Annotated in this window: 15 protein-coding genes and 1 pseudogene; 8 read left to right on the top strand and 8 right to left on the bottom strand. The window is 61.3% G+C overall.

The genetic code is table 11. The features are described from left to right. Nucleotides 1-7 precede the first annotated feature (7 nt). The 4 genes from ABIE33_RS02320 to lptF all read right to left on the bottom strand — a co-directional run bounded on the left by ABIE33_RS02320 (nt 8) and on the right by lptF (nt 5,730). Nucleotides 8-949, bottom strand: a complete 942-nt coding sequence (locus ABIE33_RS02320) for a peptidylprolyl isomerase (protein WP_429120882.1) — start codon at nt 947-949, stop codon at nt 8-10. A 184-nt stretch (nt 950-1,133) separates the two neighbouring features. Next, nucleotides 1,134-3,482, bottom strand: coding sequence for an LPS-assembly protein LptD (locus ABIE33_RS02315; protein ID WP_429120879.1), 2,349 nt, complete (start codon nt 3,480-3,482; stop codon nt 1,134-1,136). Next, entirely contained in the window at nt 3,482-4,564 is a 1,083-nt protein-coding gene (gene lptG, locus ABIE33_RS02310) for an LPS export ABC transporter permease LptG (protein ID WP_429120876.1), read from the bottom strand. Before lptG ends, ABIE33_RS02315 begins: the two co-directional genes overlap by 1 nt. Further along, nucleotides 4,561-5,730: an LPS export ABC transporter permease LptF gene (lptF, locus tag ABIE33_RS02305; RefSeq protein WP_429120874.1), complete on the bottom strand. Its 1,170-nt coding sequence runs from the start codon at nt 5,728-5,730 to the stop codon at nt 4,561-4,563. Before lptF ends, lptG begins: the two co-directional genes overlap by 4 nt. A gap of 325 nt (nt 5,731-6,055) precedes the next feature. Here lptF and ABIE33_RS02300 point away from each other — a divergent pair, with 325 nt between their 5' ends. Both ABIE33_RS02300 and ABIE33_RS02295 read left to right on the top strand, forming a co-directional pair. Continuing rightward, on the top strand, nt 6,056-7,546 hold the full coding sequence (locus ABIE33_RS02300; RefSeq protein ID WP_429120871.1) for a leucyl aminopeptidase: 1,491 nt from the start codon (nt 6,056-6,058) through the stop codon (nt 7,544-7,546). Nucleotides 7,547-7,587: 41 nt separating this feature from the next. Continuing rightward, complete coding sequence (locus ABIE33_RS02295) at nt 7,588-8,037, top strand: DNA polymerase III subunit chi (protein ID WP_429120868.1); 450 nt, start codon at nt 7,588-7,590, stop codon at nt 8,035-8,037. Between the two features lie 77 nt (nt 8,038-8,114). Here ABIE33_RS02295 and ABIE33_RS02290 read toward each other — a convergent pair whose 3' ends face one another. Then, nucleotides 8,115-9,041 (bottom strand): Gfo/Idh/MocA family protein, encoded by a 927-nt coding sequence (locus ABIE33_RS02290; RefSeq protein WP_429120865.1) that lies wholly within the window; start codon nt 9,039-9,041, stop codon nt 8,115-8,117. Between the two features lie 228 nt (nt 9,042-9,269). On the opposite strand from ABIE33_RS02290, the gene ABIE33_RS02285 reads away from it, so the two are divergent. Beyond that, on the top strand, nt 9,270-10,112 hold the full coding sequence (locus tag ABIE33_RS02285; RefSeq protein WP_429120862.1) for a GNAT family N-acetyltransferase: 843 nt from the start codon (nt 9,270-9,272) through the stop codon (nt 10,110-10,112). A 42-nt stretch (nt 10,113-10,154) separates the two neighbouring features. On the opposite strand, the gene ABIE33_RS02280 is transcribed toward ABIE33_RS02285, so the two are convergent. After that, the gene (locus ABIE33_RS02280; RefSeq protein WP_429120859.1) at nt 10,155-12,044 is read right to left on the bottom strand and encodes an ABC-F family ATP-binding cassette domain-containing protein; all 1,890 of its coding nucleotides are present in this window, start codon (nt 12,042-12,044) and stop codon (nt 10,155-10,157) included. 325 nt (nt 12,045-12,369) lie between these two features. Here ABIE33_RS02280 and ABIE33_RS02275 point away from each other — a divergent pair, with 325 nt between their 5' ends. The 3 genes from ABIE33_RS02275 to ABIE33_RS02265 all read left to right on the top strand — a co-directional run bounded on the left by ABIE33_RS02275 (nt 12,370) and on the right by ABIE33_RS02265 (nt 13,564). Continuing rightward, the gene (locus ABIE33_RS02275; RefSeq protein WP_429120856.1) at nt 12,370-12,657 is read left to right on the top strand and encodes a hypothetical protein; all 288 of its coding nucleotides are present in this window, start codon (nt 12,370-12,372) and stop codon (nt 12,655-12,657) included. 69 nt (nt 12,658-12,726) lie between these two features. After that, entirely contained in the window at nt 12,727-13,005 is a 279-nt protein-coding gene (locus tag ABIE33_RS02270; RefSeq protein WP_429120853.1) for a hypothetical protein, read from the top strand. Between the two features lie 88 nt (nt 13,006-13,093). Then, nucleotides 13,094-13,564 (top strand): MarR family winged helix-turn-helix transcriptional regulator, encoded by a 471-nt coding sequence (locus ABIE33_RS02265; RefSeq protein WP_429120851.1) that lies wholly within the window; start codon nt 13,094-13,096, stop codon nt 13,562-13,564. Between the two features lie 22 nt (nt 13,565-13,586). On the opposite strand, the gene ABIE33_RS02260 is transcribed toward ABIE33_RS02265, so the two are convergent. After that, nucleotides 13,587-14,672: a GGDEF domain-containing protein gene (locus tag ABIE33_RS02260; RefSeq protein ID WP_429120848.1), complete on the bottom strand. Its 1,086-nt coding sequence runs from the start codon at nt 14,670-14,672 to the stop codon at nt 13,587-13,589. A 249-nt stretch (nt 14,673-14,921) separates the two neighbouring features. Here ABIE33_RS02260 and ABIE33_RS02255 point away from each other — a divergent pair. Further along, nucleotides 14,922-17,581 (top strand): annotated as a pseudogene (locus ABIE33_RS02255) (AMP-binding protein). Here ABIE33_RS02255 and ABIE33_RS02250 read toward each other — a convergent pair. After that, nucleotides 17,522-18,034 carry a DinB family protein gene (locus ABIE33_RS02250; RefSeq protein ID WP_429120845.1) on the bottom strand — a complete coding sequence of 171 codons (513 nt, stop codon included), beginning with the start codon at nt 18,032-18,034 and terminating at the stop codon, nt 17,522-17,524. The pseudogene ABIE33_RS02255 and the gene ABIE33_RS02250 overlap by 60 nt on opposite strands. A gap of 141 nt (nt 18,035-18,175) precedes the next feature. On the opposite strand from ABIE33_RS02250, the gene ABIE33_RS02245 reads away from it, so the two are divergent. Beyond that, a complete protein-coding gene (locus ABIE33_RS02245; protein ID WP_429120843.1) occupies nt 18,176-18,865 on the top strand; it encodes a glutathione S-transferase family protein in 690 nt (229 codons plus the stop codon). Nucleotides 18,866-18,880 lie beyond the last annotated feature (15 nt).

Genomic DNA, 18,880 nt, shown 5'->3' with positions numbered 1-18,880 from the left:
GCTGATCTTACTTGTTGACGATCTGCGCCTTCTTGCGCAGCTCCTCGAGGTACTTTTCGCTATTCGGGTCTTCGCCGCCGGCCTTCTTCTTGCCGAGGTCCTCGGCGCGGAAGACGATTTCGGCTGCAGTGTCGTCATTGACCTGGCGCTTCTTGCAGATCGCCAGGAATTCGACGCCCTTTTCGGTCACGCGCGTTCCCGTCGTGTTGCCGTCGCCGGCCTTCTCGACGAGCGGCTTCCACTCGTCCGGCAACTGCTGGACGAGCATGCGGCCGAGATCGCGGATAGAAACGTCACGGTAGTTTGCCGCGAAAACCTTGGCGGTATCGCATCCCGGGAACTGGCCACGTGCTGCGTTGGCTTCCGCTTGACGCTTGCCGGTGATGGCGCCGCGCTTTTTCTCCGGAATGACGAAGATGACCTGCTTGAGATAGTATTCCGTCGTGACCGGCTTGGTGCCGCCACCTTCCATCATGCGCTTGACGAGATCGGCGCCTTGCAGGCGATTTGAACTGCCGAAACGGAAGTTGACGGCGCGCGGCCAGCTCATCTGCACTGCGATGAACTGCTTGAAATGGTCGGAACCAACGCCGGCTTGATCGAGAATCTTGCCGAGTTGCTCCGGCGAGAGCTTGTTGCCGGCTGCGAAGCGCGCATAGGCCCCATCCACGTCCTGGGTACTGACCGACTGGCCGATCCGCGCGATCTCGGCACGCTTCAGCACCTCGTCGACGAGCTGCTTCTTGGCTTCTTCTGCACCACCACTCTGGCGTTGCAGGCGGAGGAAGGCAACGCGCTTGGCAATGTCGCCGGAGGTGATCACGGTGCTGTTGACCGTTACCTTCACCTGGCTCGCAGCTTGCGCGCTCGCGCAAACGGCAATGCTCAGGCTGCCGGCCAAAGCCAGTGCCGAAAGCGTCCTCAAGATCGACATTTTCCCGCCCATCATATTTTCCTGTCCTTCGCGCGGGCGAAGCCTGGTGCTTCGATCCGCATCCCGGCTCACGCCGTTGTTTTATCTTGTCGGAGGGAATGCATAATACATGCGGCCAAACGATGACAAGACCGTTTGGCCGGCCCGATAACGGGCAGAGGGGCAAACATGTGGCGAATGCCCCTCCGATCGAAGCGTATCAATAGTAGTCCAGCTCTTCGAACTTCGTGTCGCCGACATTGACGTCGCCGAGGGTACGGAAGCTGATGCGGGCGCCGATCGACCAATCGTTCGCAATCGTGCTGTCGGTATCGCGTTCCTGCTGGTAGACGAGCGAGAACAGCGTGTCCTGATCGTCGTAGGTGATGCCGAAGCCATTACGCGAGATGACATCGTTGTTGATGTCGTAGGTTATCGCGCCGAAGACAGACCAGTAATCGTGGAACCTGTAGGCCGCCGCGGTCTGGATTTCGTCCTGGTCGTCGAGCGAGCCATAAAGCGGCTGCGCCTCGATGCGCGTATAGGTCATTGCCGCCTGCCAGGTCAGGCCGAGATACCCCACGGTAGCATCGGCGCGACGCAGCGCCAGGTCCTTTTCATCGAGACGGCCGGATAGGCTGGCCATCAGGCCAGACGGCGCATCGATACCGAACATGGCGACGTAATCGGACCGCGTGCTCTCAAGGCCCGAATTCGCTCCCGCCTTGACCAGATCGTCGGTTGCGAACGAGTTCAAACCGCCAAGATGGTAGGATTGGCCGACGATGCCGCGCAGGCCGTAGCCGCTGTCGAACGTTCCGGTATAGCGAAGACCCACATTGGCGCGCGTGCCGCCTTCGATGCGGTCGAAGCCGGAGAACTTGTCGCGATCGAACAGGTTCGTCGCGTCGAAGACGAAGCTCTGCGCATCTTCGTTGGGCAGGCCGCCAGCATATTGTTCGTCGGGACGGGCATAGATCTGGGCGATCGGCTCGAGAACATGGCTGCTGTTGTCACCGACGAACAGGATCGGATATCGTGCCTCGAGACCAGCTGTCAGCATGCGCCGCGTCGCGGCGTCACTGTTGTGGTAGTCGCCGGTATAGCCGGCACCCGGATCCGACATGTTCAGGCCGAGCGCATCTCCGCGCGCGGCAAGCAACGGCGTCAGGACGATCCCGCCCGGAGCGATGTAGGTCCTCTTCCATTCGAGCTCGGCCGTCAGGCGGTGCGACGTGCCCTCGAGGCCCCGGAATCTGTTGGCGCCTGGAACGGCATCAAGGTCGAGCCGGTTGCGCTTGATGTTGGTGAAGTTCACCGTTCCCGAAAGCTCGCCGCCCAATACCGGCTCTGGAGCCTTGTAGGAATAATCCAGAACCTGCGCGGCAGGCTGCTGGTTTTCAGCGATGCTGTTGGCGTCCGCGTCCTGGATATCGAAATAGAAGGCGCGCAGGTCGAAGTAGTTCCGCTTGCCAAGCCCGGTCAGATACGCCTGGTTGACGTAAGTCGTTCCGTCGAAAGTCGACAGTTCGTAGGTCTTGGCGAAGTTGTTGTCGGATTGGACGAGGACGTTCCAGCCGAAGGACCAGCGCGGGTTGATCTCGAACACACCCTTGGAAGCGACCATGCCGCGGTTCGTTTCGAGCGCGTCGACCGTACCGGGCGTGAAGCGGCTCTTGTCGAGCTGGCTGATGCCGGCAAAACTCAAGGTGTGAAGGCCGTTGTGGAAGCTCTGGCGGAACTCGCCTTCGAGCAGGAAGCCTTGGCGGCTCAGGCCCGTCAGGGTGGCGGTCGCGTCCATATAGGGCGAGATTGCCCAATAATAGGGGACGCCTACGCCTGCGCCGAGCTTCTGCGTGTACTGAAACTTCGGGAACAGGAAGCCGCTCTTGCGCTTGACCGTATGATCAGGCAGTTCCATCACCGGAATATAGGCGATGGGCTTGCCAAAAAGCTCGAAGCGGGCATTTTCCAGCCGTATCGTCCGCGTCCGTCCATTCTGGATGACGCGCTGGGCCTTGATGTGCCACAGCGAACGGTGATCGGGCTTCGTCGTGCAGGGCGTGCACGCGGTGTAGACGGCCTCGTTGAGGATGAATTCTTCGCCATTCCGCCGCTCGCCGCTGGTCGCTGCAAGCCGTGTCAGATCGGTCGTCTCTATGCGCATGGCATCGACGAAACCGTTGCCGAAGTCATCGGTGACGTCCATCTTTTCAGCATAGACGATATTGCCGCCCGGCTCGATCAACTGGATTTCACCGGTGGCATGAATGCGGCCCGACTTCTGGTCGTATTCGACCTGTCGGGCCACCATCTTGTAGCCGCCGTAGTCGATCTGCACGTTGCCGCGCACGATGACCTTTTCGGCGTCCTTGTTATAGACAAGCTCATTGGCGGACAGAAGCAGCTTGGCATCTTCCGGCATGTTCGGGCGCAGCGAATCAAGGCGCTCCGAAGTCTGCTGCGCGAGCGCGGGCGCACTCATTCCCATGGCAAGTGTCTGCAGCGCCACGCCTGCGAGCAGGGCAGCGTTGATCAGCTTTGTACGTTTGCGGTTGCCTACCGCCACTAGCCATCCTCCTGATTTAAAAGAATCGTCGAGCCCAGCGCCATCGCTACAACAACTGGCAACCAGGCTGCAACGAAAGGAGGCACAATACCGCTGCTCCCGAATGCTTTGACAAGCACGGTGACGACATAAAGCACGAAGCCCGATAGGATTCCACCGAGAATTACCGAGCGAGATTGGTTGAACCGGCTAAATTTCAGTGACACACATGCCGCGATCAGAGTCATGGCGACGAGAAGCAGCGGCAGTGACAACAGGGAGTGGAATTGGGTTTCCATGCCGCTGGTGGAAAAGCCGAATGAGCGCGCCACTTCGATCTTCCGCGGAAGGTCGAAAAACTGAATGGAATCAGCCTTCGCAAGCCTTTCCTGAACAAACTCCGGCTTCAGATTCGTGCGCAGTTGTGCCGTTTGCAGACGGCGAGGCAGCTGTCCGCTGCTTGTTTCCGTGACGCCATTAAGAAGCCAGTAACCATCTTCGAGTTTAGCGGAGGCGGCATCCTGTCTCAGAATGATCGAACCCTGTGGATCAAAGTGGATGACGGTGACGTTCAGAAGTGTGGTGCCGCCATCCTGAACCGAGCGTGCGCCGATGATCGTATCGGTGCCCTCATGGATCTGTCGCAGCCAGGGAATCGAACCGGCATCCGAGGTGCGCGATGAGCCCAGGGAGGCGAGCAGGGCCTCTTCCTTCTTCGCGCCCCAGGCTGCGAGCGGGTTGAGTGCAAGCACCGCGAGCACGCCGAACAGGAAGGCGCCAAGGACGAACGGGCGCAGGAACTGCCACACCGAAATGCCCGCGGCGCGGGTAACCACCAGCTCGTAGCGGCGGTTGAGCGAGATCAGAGCCGCCATCGCCGAGAAGAGTGCCACGAAGGGAACGGTCTGTTGCAGGATGGTCGGGATCCGGAACGCGCTGATCAGCAACGCGCCGGTGACCGAATAATGCGGAAGATTGGACAGGCGGCTTGCCTGTTCGCTGAAGTCGATGATGAAAACCAGCGAAAAAATGCCGACCAGAAACCAGAAGGTCGTGACGACGTAGCGGGTCAGGAAGTAGCGGCCGAGCGTGGTGAAGATCACGATGCGTTGCTCCCGTCGGATGTGGGACGCACGAGTCGAAGGCGGACCATCAGCTCGGACAGTTTCTCCTGCCAGGTCATCGGAATGTCGAGGCGACGGTTGCTGACGAGTTGATGTATGGCGAGCGCGCCGGTCGCAAGGGGCACGATATACATCAACGGAACGAACCAGACGGAATCCTCGGCGCTGTTGCCCGCATAGAACGTCATCCACCGGATGACGAGGGCAGAGCCGAGTGCGCTGACCATCGGATGGACACGCGCCTCGCGGTGCGAGCGCGCATCGCTGCAGAAGACAAGCGCGATCAAGCCGAACACCAGCGGGAACGTCCATTCCGTCAGGCGGCGGTGCAATTCGGCGGTGAAGGCAAGTGGGTTGCCCTGATAAACAGGATCATTGGGGTCCGGATTGAAAAGATTGGGAAGGTCGCGGTCCTTGGCGCGGATCGTCGCTTCGCGCGTCGCCTTCGTCATGTCGGCCAAATCGAAGGCGTAGGAATCGAACTTGATGATCGACACGCCGCCGTCCGGCAGTTTGCGTTGAACTTCGCCGTCCTTCATCACCAGCGCCGAACTCTTCTCGTCCACAGCACCTTCGCGGGCATAATAGACGAGCTCGAAAGCCGGGTTGCGCGAATCGGCAACGAAGATCCCCTCGAGCACGCCACCGCCGCGCCGGCCGCCAACCTGCACATAGAGGCCGTCGGTAATCTTGCGGAAGGCGTTCTCCTGGACGACCGAGGAGAGCAGGTCGGCGTTGGCCGTTGCCAGCATCTTGCGCACGGCGACGCGCGAATAGGGCTCGACAAAATTGTCGACCACGAACGACAGGACGCTAAGGCCGGCGGCGAGAAGGATGACCGGGCGGATGATCGTCATGCGCGAGCTTCCGGCCGCGTTCAACACCGTCAGCTCCGAATCGGTGTTCATCGTCGTCAGCGTCTGGGTGACCCCGATCACCAGAGCGAACGGCAGAATGATCGGCACGACCGAAGGCAGGATGAGCGTTGCCAGCTTGAGGAACGCAAAGACGGACTGTCCGCTATCGGTCACCAGATTGACGTTGGTCAGCGCCTGCGTCGTCCACACGATGCCGAGCAACGGCAAAAGTGTCGCGAGGAACATGGTCAGGGCACGCCGGAAAATGTAGCGTTCGATCAGCTTCATGTCCGTTTCCGGTCCAAATCCCTGCTCATGTTTCTGTGCCGCACCGCCGCATCGAAACGCCTGTTGCTGCCGCCGCCATCAGCGGGAACCGTGCTTCCGTCTCACGTCCGGCGCTGCTCAAATCGTAAAGCAACTGGGATAATTTAAGACGAAGAACCTCGGTTAACCGCATGTAAACATCTGCGGGCATCTTGCCAAGCCGTTGAAAAGCGAGAAGGGTGCGGACCACAGTTTTGACGGCGGTAGGCGCAGCGAATGTTTGTCACTGTAACCCCCCGGTAACAGGGTGGGGCGCGTAAGACCGAGAAATGCCCGGAGTTTTGTAATGTCTATGAAATTTGAGTTCACCTTCGCCAAGTCCCATCGCCCGGCGGGGGGTGTTGCAGTTCTTCTGAAAGCTACCGCAGGACAGGCGGCGGGCGCCGATGTCGCCGACCCGGAAGGCGTGCTGGCCAAGGCGGTAAAGGTCAAGAAGTTCAGCGGCAAGGCATTCTCCACCCTCGATATCATTGCCCCGCACGGCTCGCCGGCGGACCGGATCGTCGTTCTTGGCCTCGGTGACACCGATGCCTTGACCGACCACGATTGGCTGAAGGCAGGCGGCGCAGCGGCTGCAAAATTGCGTGGGGCCGACAAGGCCACGATCTTCATCGACGTCCCCGACCTCGACGTTACCGGCAAGGCGGCGGCCGACTTTGCGCTCGGCATGGAAATGAACGCTTACAGCTTCGATGGTTACAAGACGAAAAAAGCGGATGACGAGGCCAAGCCGGCAGGCAAGCCCGTGAAAGTGACGATCGTTACCGGCGCGGTGATTGCAGCGAAGAAGGCTTTTGCGACGGCGCAGGCGGTCGGCGAGGGCGTATTCCTCGCCCGTGACTTGGTCAACGAGCCGGCAAACGTCCTCGGTCCGCTGGAGTTCGCCGCCAAGGCGAAGGAACTGGAAAAGCTCGGCGTCGAGGTGGAAATCCTCACCGAAAAGGAAATGAAGAAGCTTGGGATGGGCGCGCTTCTCGGCGTTGCCCAGGGCTCGACGCGTCCACCGCGGCTGGTCGTCATGCAGTGGAAGGGCGGCAAGTCCAAGGATCGACCGGTTGCCTTCGTCGGCAAGGGCGTCGTGTTCGACAGTGGTGGCATCTCGATCAAGCCCGCGGCCGGCATGGAAGAGATGAAGGGCGACATGGGTGGCGCCGCGGCCGTCACCGGCTTGATGCACGTGCTTGCGGCGCGTCACGCCAAGGTCAACGTCGTCGGCATCATCGGACTTGTGGAAAACATGCCGGATGGCAGCGCGCAGCGCCCAGGCGACATCGTGACTTCGATGTCCGGCCAGACGATCGAGGTCATCAACACCGACGCCGAGGGACGTCTCGTCCTCTGCGATGCGCTCTGGTACTGCAACGACCGCTTCAAGCCCCAGGCCATAATCGACCTTGCGACGCTGACGGGTGCCATCATGGTCGCGCTTGCGACCCATCACGCCGGCTTGTTTTCGAATGATGACCGTCTGGCCGGCCAATTGCTGGCCGCTGGCATTGCCACGCAGGAGCGCCTCTGGCGCATGCCGCTCGGCAAGGAATACGACAAGATGATCGACAGCAAGTTTGCCGATATGAAGAACACCGGCGGACGTCATGGCGGCGCGATTACGGCGGCGCAGTTCCTGAAGCGCTTCGTTGGGGATACGCCCTGGGCGCATCTCGATGTCGCCGGAACCGCCATGGGCTCGCCGACCGACGAAGTCAATCAATCCTGGGGCTCGGGCTTCGGCGTTCGCCTTCTCGACGAGCTGGTTCGCGCGAGCTACGAGTCCTGACCGGCATTGCGAGCCGTGGTGAAGGTCGTGGAGAGATCGGTATGACCGAGGTCCTTTTCTATCACCTGACGGAATCGAAGCTCGAGGATGCGCTTCCACCGCTGCTCGACAAGAGCGTCGAGCGCGGCTGGAGGGTGGTGGTGCAGACGGTCGATGCCGAGAGGCGGGATGCGCTCGACACGCATCTCTGGGTTTACAGGGACGAAAGTTTCCTGCCGCACGGGACGGACGCCGGGGAACTCGCCGCCGAGCAGCCGGTTCTGCTGGTGGCGGATGATGGCAACCACAACGCGGCGACCGTCCGCTTCATCATCGACGGCGCCAATCCGCCACCGATCGATACCTATGAGCGGATCGTCTTCATGTTCGACGGCTACGACCAGGAACAGCTCGAAGCCGCTCGCGGCCACTGGAAGCGGCTGAAGGGTGAGGGCCACAACCTCACCTATTGGCAACAGAACCGCGACGGCCGCTGGGAAAAGAAAGCCTGAACGGAGCAACCGAATTGCTTCAAAACGACAAAGCCCGCGGCAAGCCGCGGGCTTTGTCTTTCAATGTTTCTGAAAGCTTAGTCGTGAAAGGCTTCGACGAATTTGCGTCGGCCAAGCATGAACGCATCGGCGACATGGCGCAGCGGCGCCAGATCGACGTCCGAGGTCCTGGCCCTGATGATTTCGGCGAAGCGCTTGTAGAGCATCGGATATTCCCGCTCCGGCTCCTCGTGTGCGATCTTGCCATCGATGGAGAGCTTTGCACCACCTTCCGAAAGCACCATTTCGCCGGCATCGGTCTGCGCGACGATATCCCAGCTCTGTTTTCCGGTCTGGCGCCAGTCGAACTCCGCCGAAACGGCCAGCTTGTTGGCATCGGTGAAGGCGATCGTGGCGGCGATCGGGGCGTCGCGGTTCTCCGGGAATTCCAGCGTGGCAGCGGTGATGAACAGCGGCCGCGGCAGGATATGCGTCACGATCGACAGCGCGTTGATGCCCGGATCGAAGATGCCGAGGCCGCCCGCCGCCCAGATCCACTCCTGGTTCGGGTGCCAGTGGCGCACATCTTCCTTCCAGATGATTTTCATATCGCGGATTGCCGTTGCGGCGAGAAACGATTTCGCCGCTTCTACGGCGGGCGCATAGCGCGAGTGCCAGCTCGCAAACAGCGACAGTCCCTTGGACGCAGCCAGGGCTTCGAGATCTGCGACCTCGCTCAACGTGGCGCCCGGCGGTTTTTCGAGGAAGACATGTTTGCCGGCATCAAGGGCAGTGCGCGCTGCCTCATACCGGTATTGCGGCGGCATGCAGAGCGATACCGCCTCGATGGCGGGAACGGCCTCCAGCATCGCTTCGATCGACTTGAAATTATCGATGCCATCGACGGTGCCGTGGCGGCTCGCCGCGGCAATCAGGCGGTAGTCGCCGTTTTTGGCAATGGCCGGCAGGTGCTGGTCACGAACGATCTTGCCGACGCCGACAAGCGCGATTTGAATGGGAGGCATGGTGTTTCGCTCATATTAGTATGATTTATTGTCGGTTCTTGTAGCAGATTGCGCGGCGCGGGCAAGCACTGCCGAAGAGACGCGAGCCCGGTTTTCCGAACGGCAAACAAAACAGGACCAGACCCATTCTTTCTGGCTTCCTGTGCGCTAGCTTCTACAATCCATGATGCCAGTCCACATGTTCAGCAAACACGACACGCGTGGTGCCCGGCAGAACGAGGAGAGATTATGCACCACGAAATCCGCCATGCCAGCCGCGACGAGCTCGACGCCATTATCGATTGGGCGGCGCGCGAAGGCTGGAACCCGGGGCTCGACGATGCGGCGGCATTCTGGGCGGCGGATTCGGAAGGGTACTGGGTGGCGGAGCGCGAGGACAAGCTGGCGGCCGCCATATCGCTGGTACGCTATGACGAGAACTATGCCTTTCTCGGTTTCTACATAACAACACCGGATTTTCGCCGGCAGGGCATTGGCAGCCAGATGTGGCAGCAGGCCCTGTCGACAGCCGGACAACGCATCGTCGGTCTCGATGGGGTCGTTGTCGAGCAGGAGAACTACCGCCGGTCAGGCTTCGTCCTCGCTCACGCCAATATCCGTTACGGCGGCATCGTCGACGTGGTCGAGCCTCCGGGCACGGATCTGGTGGAGGTTGCGCCGATCCACATGCCGATGCTGATCGAGTACGACCGTCGCTTCATGCCGGCCCGGCGCGACGCCTTTCTCACCGAATGGCTAAGGTCGGGCCGGACGCGCCGAAGCGTCGTGCTGCTTCGTGACGGTGCGATTTCTGGCTATGGCACGTTGCGTGCTTGCCGACAGGGCTACAGGATCGGTCCGCTCTTTTCCGAAAGCGAGACGGCGGCCGACCTGGTGTTTCGAAAGCTGGCCGCGACGGTGAAGGGCGAGGAGATCTACCTCGACATTCCCGAGCCGAATGCCTCGGCGCGGGCGCTCTGCGAGCGCTACAATATGAAACCGGTTTTCGAAACGGCGCGGATGTATCGGGGCGTCGCGCCCGATCTGCCGCTTGCCCGCATCTATGGCATCAGCACCTTCGAACTCGGCTGACCGACGATCACACGCCCGGACAGCCAGTTCAAATGCGTCGGATCAACTGGCCATCGCCTCTTCGTATTCGGACGAGAGTTCGAGCCACTGTTCCTCGGCATGCGCAAGTTTGTCGACTGCGTCGGAGCGTTCCTTGGCCTTCTGTGCGGCTTTCGCCGGCGACTTTTCGTAAAGCGTCGGGTCGGCGAGTTCAGCGTCGAGCGCTTGAATCACTTTCTCCAGCTTTCCCGTCAGCGATTCGATTTCGTTGATCTTTTTCCTCAAGGGTGCGAGCGACGTGCGCTTGTCCGCGTTGGCCTTGCGCTGGTCCGCCTTTGACAGGGAATCGTCCGCTCCGGCTGCCTTGGGTTTGTCTTCCTTGGCCTTCGGGCCGCCAACGATTAGGCTCCGATAGTCTTCCAGGTCGCCGTCGTAGCTCGTCACCGTTCCGTCCCGCACGAGCCACAGCCGGTCGGCAGTCGCCTCGATCAGGTGGCGGTCGTGCGAGATCAGGATGACGGCGCCGGAATAGTCGTTGAGCGCGGTGATCAACGCATTGCGGCTGTCGATATCCAGGTGGTTGGTCGGCTCATCGAGGATCAGGAGGTTGGGTGCGTCGAATGCGGCAAGCCCCATCAGCAGGCGTGCCTTTTCGCCGCCCGAGAGGTCCTTGGCCGGCGTCTCCATCTTTTCGGTCGCCAGACCCATCTGCGCCACGCGGGCACGGACTTTCGCTTCCGGCGCTTCCGGCATACGGCGGCGCACGTGCTCGACGGCGCTCTGGGTCGGGATCAGATCATCCAGCTGGTGCTGCGCGAAGAAGCCGACCTTGAGGTTCGGCGCAATCTTCAGTTCGCCGGATTCGGGCGCAAGCCGCCCGGAAATGAACTTGGCGAAAGTCGACTTGCCGTTGCCGTTCGACCCAAGCAGGGCGATGCGGTCGTCGGTGTCGATCCGCAGGTTCAAGCGCTTGAGGATCGGTTTGCCGGGTTCGTATCCGACGGTACCGCCGGTGACGGCGATGATTGGCGATGCTGCTTCCTTCTCCGGGTCCGGGAAGGAGAAACCCTGGACGTGATCCTCGATCACCGCAGCAATTGTACCCATGCGCTCCAGCGCTTTGACGCGGCTCTGCGCCTGGCGGGCCTTGGTGGCTTTCGCTTTGAAGCGGTCGATGAAGCTCTGGAGATGCTTTCGTGCGGCGTCGTTCTTGGCTTTCGCCTTCGTCTGCAGCTCGTCCGCTTCCGCCTTTTGCCGCTCGAACTGGTCGTAAGGCCCGCGATAGTAGGTGAGCTTTTTCTGATCGAGATGCACGATGGCGTTGACGGCCGTGTTCAACAGGTCGCGGTCATGGCTGATGATGATGACGGTGTGCGGATAGCGCCGAATGTAATCCTCGAGCCAGAGCGTGCCCTCGAGGTCGAGATAGTTGGTCGGCTCGTCTAGCAGCAACAGGTCCGGCTCGGAGAAGAGAACGCCTGCGAGCGCCACCCGCATCCGCCAGCCGCCGGAGAAGGATGAGGCAGGGCGCAATTGCGCTTCGTGATCGAAGCCGAGGCCGGCGAGAATGCTCGCGGCACGCGCCTCCGCCGAGTGGGCGCCGATATCGGCAAGCCGCGTCTGGATTTCGGCAATACGGTGCGGGTCGGTCGCGGTCTCGGCTTCGGCGACCAGCGCCGTGCGTTCCTTGTCCGCCTTGAGCACGATCTCGATCAACGGTTCCTCGGTGCCGGGCGCCTCTTGGGCGACCTGGCCGATCCGCGCATTCTTGGGCAGCGAAATCGTGCCGGCTTCCGACGCGAACTCACCGGTAATGATGCGAAACAGCGTCGATTTGCCGGCGCCGTTTCGTCCGACAAGCCCAGCCTTCGTGCCTGACGGCAGCGTCACGGATGCGTTTTCGATGAGGAGACGGCCCGCGATGCGGGCGGAAAGGCCGGAAATCTGGATCATTGCGGCCTTTTGCCCGGACTTGAGCCGGAAGGCAAGAGGTGCGCGACGACAGCTGTTTCGACCCGGCGCGTGGAGGTCTGGTTCGCGGTTTTCAAGGGGGCATTGTTATCAATTCATGAACAACGCGTTCCGACAATCGATACTACACATCCTCATCGTGAGGGACCATTTGTTTAATCGAAGGGCAGCGAAAGGCTCTTCCGACCGCCTCGATCGACTGAACGCCATCGGCAAGGCCACCGCGTTCTAGGAAAGACCGATCCGGCCAGACGTAGTTTTGATGAAACACTCGTTCAAGCGAACGAGCCTCCCAGGAGTGAAGACGATGAAAACCACGATCCACACCGCACTCGCCGCAGCCCTCGTTGCAACTGCCGTTCTCGGCGGCGCCTCCGCTGCCTTTGCCGGCGGCAGCTATTACGAAGGCATCAGCCCGACACCGCTGTTTACCGAACGCGCTCCCAAGGCTGCCGGTAGCTCCAAGCTAAACATCCGCGGCTCGGAAGCCGGATATGTCGACCGCACCTCCACCGGCTCGGTCTACAATTACGACGCCAAACCGCCGGTCGCTCAGGGCGGCGAAGGCGAATACTATCAGGGCATTTCCCGCTAAGGCGCATTCCGTCGCCGGTCATGGGGCTTCGGGCCCCATGACATTCCATCTCCATCTAGGAAAACTCCCATGAAAAAGTCCATCGCAACAATTCTCGTTGCAGCGGCGACATTGGCCGGCGCCTCTGCCGCATTTGCCGGCGGCAGCTACTATGAAGGCGTCAGCCCGACGCCGCTCTTTACCGGTCGTGCCGCCGCTTCGGCAGGCGCTGGCGTGTCCGCAAGCGCCGTCGATAGCGGCGATTACTACGCCGGTATCGAGAACAAGGCGGTTGATGCCGCCGCGACAGGCGCGATTGCCAATGGCCATGCGAAGGCCTTCGGCAAGACCGGCCAGGACAGTCAATAACCCACGCCAAACGGACGACCAGATAACCCGGTCCCGCCAAGCGGGGCCGGGTTATCTCGTTTTGGCGTTGCCAATGAGGTGATTTGCCATGACAGAAAAAATTCAAGTCGCAGAAAGGCTCTTTGAACTCTATCACCGCGTCCATCGTCTGGTGAACGCGTCCATGAGTGAAGAAGGCGTCTCGCTCGCGCGCAGCAAGTTCCTGTTCTATCTCAGCGAACTCGGGCCGTGTCGATGCGCGGACATCGCTTCGGCGCTCAGCTTTGCCCCGCGAACCGTCACGGAGGCGATCGACGGACTTGAGCGCGACGGGATGGTCGTCCGCGAGCCGGATCCCGAGGACCGGCGAGCGAAGATCATCTCGATTACCGATCTTGGCCGAGCCGGTCTCGAAGCGGCTCTACAGCCACGTCGTCAGATGATCGAGGAGCTTTTCTCGGCGCTTGATGACAACGAGCGCACGGATCTTCATCGCCTGCTCGGCCTGCTTGGTGACAAGGCTTGCGAAATCGGCACGGGCCGGATGGCCGTGCATGAGCGGCAGTCAGAAGCCGCGTGAGCCCTGGAGATCGCGACGCGCTTTAAGCAGCGTGCGGCGAATAGATCTTCACCCGTTTGCCACCAAGCTCCGCCGTATAGGCAAGAATTCCCGAGCGGGACCCCGTTCGGGCGGCCGCAAGCGCCAGTTCGGCCTGCTGCATGAAGTCGGCTGGCGTCGCCATCGGCTGGGCCGTCGCGATGCCGGCCGAGAGCGAAAAGGTTTCGGTCGTGAAGGCGCGGCCGGGCAGGGCGACGCGCAGCGCCTCTACCGATTGCCGGATGCGTTGCGCAATCGCTTCAGCGTTCTCCTCCGTGACGTCGCTGCAGAGGAACGCAAATTCCTGGCCGCCGACGCGTGCGACGAAGTCGCTCTTCTTGATCGACTTGCGAAACAGCGTCGAAAGCTTGCCGAGCGCCTTTTCTGCCGTGACGGCGCCATGCTGCTCGGCGATACCGCGCAACCCCTCGACTGACACGACGAGTAGGGCAACCGGCTCTGATTTGCCTTCGGCTTCAAGCAGTGTTTTCAAGCGTGCCGTCAGGGCCAGGCGATTGGGCAGGCCGGTGGCGGGATCCCGGGTCAACGGTTTGCGGCTTTCGGCGAACGCGCCTTCCAGCGCTGCGAAGCGCTCGGCGCTTGCCTGCAATGCCGTTTGAAAAGCCTGTTCTTCATTCATCAGCAGGCCGGCCGCGTCCCGCAACCTTGCTGCGTCGTCGGCAAACTCCGACAGGCCGGCAACCGGGTCGGCGGCCAGCCGGTCTTTGAAGCGGTCGAGCTGGCTTCTGAAGGCGTGCTTTTGTGCCAGGCTGTGCCTCAGCTGCAGAGCGAGCTCGCTCAGTGCCTCCTGTGCCGCCGCCCTTGCTCTGTCGGCGGCAAGTGCACCGTGAGCCACCAGATGATGTTTGAGGCCGAGTTCGTCGAGGGCGTCCTGCTGCGGCGTGGGGCCGAGCGCCACCAGGTCGCGCGAAAGCTGCGGTAGCCGGCCGGACAAGGCTTCATAGACAAGCTCATAATTCCGTGGCAGTGCCGCGATGCCAAGCTGAGACATGGATTGCGCCACCTTCAGAATGATGGCGGCGCTTTTTGTCTGCGATCGGCCGATGTTCGCGGCAACTTGCCCGGTCATTCCGTGATCGTCCTCGATGCCTGTATGGGATCCGAAAGCACTATGGCGGCGCTGCGTTTAAGGGAGTCTGAAGATATCGGGCGCAAGACCGGATCTGCCCGGTATGGTTGCCGAAATCCCACCAAAGGAAAGGTTGGCGCAACCGATCGGGGCGGGAAAGTCGAAAGTTGCTGTTTTAGTTCATGTTTATAGTTGACGGCGGTTGTCAGCAATTATATTCCGCCTTGCTAAATCGGGCGGGAGGCTCGAATGCAGAGTGACGGTTTGACAATGCCCCCTTCGTTCATCGCGGATCTTGCGGCGTGGGGCGAGCGTCCCGCTCTGGTTCTTCCTGGCCGGCGTTTCGTAAGCTACCGCGACTTGCACGAAAGGGTCGACCGTCAGGCCGTTCAGTTTCCCCGCAACCGCGCGCTGGTAACGCTTGAGCCCGAGTTCTCCGAACATGCAATCATTGCCTACCTCGCGGCGCTGAAGGCCGGACATGTGGTTGCCATACAGGCGCCGCGCGGCGCCGGTGCGGTAGCCTGGACCGATATGTTCGAACCGGACTGTGCCTATCGCCGGATCGACGGCCGTTGGCGAACCGAACACCTGGAGGGTAGCGACAAACCGCTGCATCCGGACCTCAGCCTCCTGCTGTCGACCTCTGGCAGCACCGGTTGCGGCAAGGCGGTGCGGCTGTCCGCCGCCAACATGTCGGCCAATGCCCGTTCTATTGCCGAGTATCTCGACCTCGGGGCCGACGATCGCACGTGCCTGATCCTGCCGCTGCACTACTCCTACGGCCTTTCGGTCCTGAATGCCCACTGACTATGGGCGCCAGCCTCTATATTCCCAACGGCTCCATCCTTGACCCGGGGTTCCTTGACGGTCTTGCGGCGAGCGGTTGCACCAATCTTTCCGGCGTGCCCTATTCCTATGAGCTTCTGGAAAAGGTCGGCTTTCGCGACCGTGCGTTCCCGCAGCTGCGTTTCATGACGGTTGCCGGCGGACGTATGGCGCCGGAGCGCGTTCGTGCCTATGACGAGCATCTTCGCGCCCAGGGCGCCGCTTTCTTCGTGATGTACGGTCAGACCGAAGCGACGGCCCGCATCGCCTATGTGCCTCCGGCTCGGCTCCAGGGCAATGAAGACCGGATCGGCATCGCCATTCCCGGTGGCACGCTGGCGATCGAGGATGATGAGGGGCGAGCGATCGCCGGTGCCGGCATCGCCGGTGAACTCGTCTACCGCGGCCCCAATGTGATGATGGGCTACGCCTCGTCGCGGCAGGACCTAGCTCGGGGGAGTGACCTTACGGAACTGCATACGGGCGACCTGGCGATCCGCGAAGCCGATGGTCTTTTCCGCATCGTTGGGCGCATGAAGCGCATGTCCAAGATCGCTGGCCTGCGCATCGGACATGATGCCCTCGAGCAGGTGCTCGAGCGGCGCGGTCTGGTGGCGGCAATCGTCGGCGATGATGAAGGGCTGCATGCCTTTTTCCAGGGCGGGGACCGAGCAGAGGACGTGCGCCGCCTGCTCGTTGCAGCGAGCGGACTGACGCTTGCCCATATCAAGGCCACGCGCGTACCGGAAATCCCGAGGTTGCCATCGGGTAAAGCAGATTACGGTGCGCTGGGCCTTGCAGCAAAGCAGGCCGCAGCCGCCGACGGCGATCGCGAAAGTATCGAACGCCTCTTCCAGCAAGTGTTCTATCCTGCACGGGTGAAGCCGGAGGATAGCTTCCTCTCGCTCGGCGGCGATTCGCTGCGTTTCGTGCAGCTCTCGGTCGGTCTCGAAAAGGCGCTCGGGCAAGCGCCGGAAATGTGGGAGTCCATGCCGATCGCAACGCTTGCGGCGCTGGAAAGGCGAGAAACGGCGACGGCAAGGATCGGAATGGATCTGATCATCCGTGCCTTGGCGATATTGCTCGTCGTTCTTCACCACGAGACCTTGTGGCCGCTGCCGGGCGGGTCGGCTGCCATGGTCATCCTTGCCGGCTTCAGCCTCGCACGGTTCCAGATGGGGCAGCTTCTGGCCGGTGGTGGCCTTGCCATTCTGCGCCCGCTCACGCAGATGCTCGTGCCCTATTATCTCATTGTCGGCGCCTATGCCGCAGTTTGGGGCGAAGTCCCCTGGGCATCGATCTTCCTTGTCGGCAATTTCGGTTTCGCCGATCCGGAGACCCGTGGCATGGTGCCCTACCTCTATTGGTTCATCGAAGCCTATTGCCAGATGATGCTGGTCTTCGTGTCGTTGTTTGCGATTCCGCGCTTCCGGCAGTTAGCTGCTCGGCAGCCCTTTGCGATGGGCATGCTGTTGCTCGGCGTGGCGCTGATCGCCAGGCTGGCCCTGCCGATACTCTGGCCGATGGGCAACCGGCAGATCTTCACCTTGCCGTGGATCTTCTATCTCGCGGTGATCGGGTGGTGCGCCGCGATCGCTGAAACGCATCTACAGCGATTGCTGCTGGTGGCCGCGGGAGCTGGCGCTTTCCTGTTTTTCGGCCTCTACGAAGGCGTTTGGATCGGTACGAAGATCAAGTATCTGCTGTTGATCGCCCTGCTCATCGCTCTGGTCTACGCCCCCCGCGTCAGCGTTCCGCGCTGGGCAGCAAAGATCGTGCTGCCGCTATCGGCTGCCGGCTTCCATATCTACATCCTGCATCGGTTCGTGCCGGAGCTGTTGATGGCGCCGCTGCAGCCACATCTTCCGCCGGTGCTCTTCTCCACAGTGTCCATTGCAGGCGGCATGGCGCTTGGTCTCGCGGTCTGGCTCTTGCAACGCCAGTTGCTTAAAGTAGCTGCGAACGGAAGGCAGGCCGGGCTGTCGCTTAATCATCTGAGGACGAGTGCCGGATGGGCTGTACTAGCCCGCCCACTTCTCGCCGTCGGTCCACAAAAAGAACGCGAGGTCCAGCACAATTGACGGACGGCCGAGGGCCGTCAGCGTCGCATGAGCCTGTCCGCGATGGTGGGTCTGGTGGTTGAAGACGTGGGCGAGCGTCGGTCCGAGTTTTTGCGTGATGCTGGCGGACGTATTAAGCCGCGTGTAAGTGAAGGTGGCGGCAAGCCGCGCCTCGTCAAGGCCGTCGATCCAGGCAATCATCCGCGCATCTTCCCGCTCGCGGGCGCCGGCAAGGCTGGCGAGATCCTCATGAAGGGTTGCATCCAGCGCCGTCGGGGCGTCGCCTTCGCCGGTAAGGCGCTTCATCCAGATCCGATCTGCGGCGAGGATATGATTGAGCGTCGCAAGCACCGAGCCGAAGAAGGCACCCTTGCTCTGCCGCAGTTCGCTGTCCGGGAGCTCTGCTGCCGCAGCGTAGAGCCGGCGGTTGGCCCAGTTGTTGTAATCGGCGAACATGCGAAAATGATCGAGCATCTGTTTTCCCCGTGAGCTCGCAAGGTTAGCGCAGATCCGCATTCATGTGGCGAATGCCACCCATGAAATTTAATCATTTGATCGCCCAGTCCGTCTGGCGTCGAATGGGGCGGGACGACCTAACTCTCGCCAGGAGATCACGTGAGCAGGAAACTCTATTCGCTGTGCGGGGCCGACAGGGCCCGACCTTTCTCACCGCATGTCTGGAAGACCAAGCTGTCGCTTGCGCACAAGGGGCTTGCCTTCGACGTCGTGCCGGTCGGTTTTACCGAGATCCCCAAGGTGGAGGAGGGCGCCACCAAGCTCGTGCCACTTCTGCGTGACGGCGACCGGCTGGTGCAGGACAGTTTCGAAATTGCCGTCTATCTCGACGAGAACTACCCGGACCGGCCGTCGCTGTTTGGCGGACCGGGCGGAATGGCCATGGCCCGCTTCATCGAGGGCTGGTCGCAGACGACACTGCATCCGGCAATTGCCCGCATCATCATCAAGGATATTCACGACAGCCTCGATCCGGTCGATCGGTTGTATTTTCGCGAAAGCCGGGAGGCGCGTTTCGGGACGTCGCTCGAAGCCGTCGCTGAAACCGGCACTGTCGCCCTTGCAACCTTCACCGACAAGCTCGAGCCGCTGCGCCATATGCTCAAATTTCAGCCCTATCTCGGCGGCGAACGGCCACTCTTTGCCGACTACATCGTCTTCGGTGCGCTGCAATGGGCGCGTATCGTTTCGCCGCAACGCCTGCTTTCCCCAGGCGATCCGGTCACAGGCTGGTTCGAGCGTTGCCTCGATCTGCACGATGGCATCGGTCGCTCTGTGACAGCGGCGTGAAACCCGTAACGGTCG

This window comes from Ensifer sp. 4252 (assembly GCF_050434565.1).
Taxonomy (GTDB): Bacteria; Pseudomonadota; Alphaproteobacteria; order Rhizobiales; family Rhizobiaceae; genus Ensifer.
This window is presented reverse-complemented; position numbering and strand designations above follow the sequence as displayed.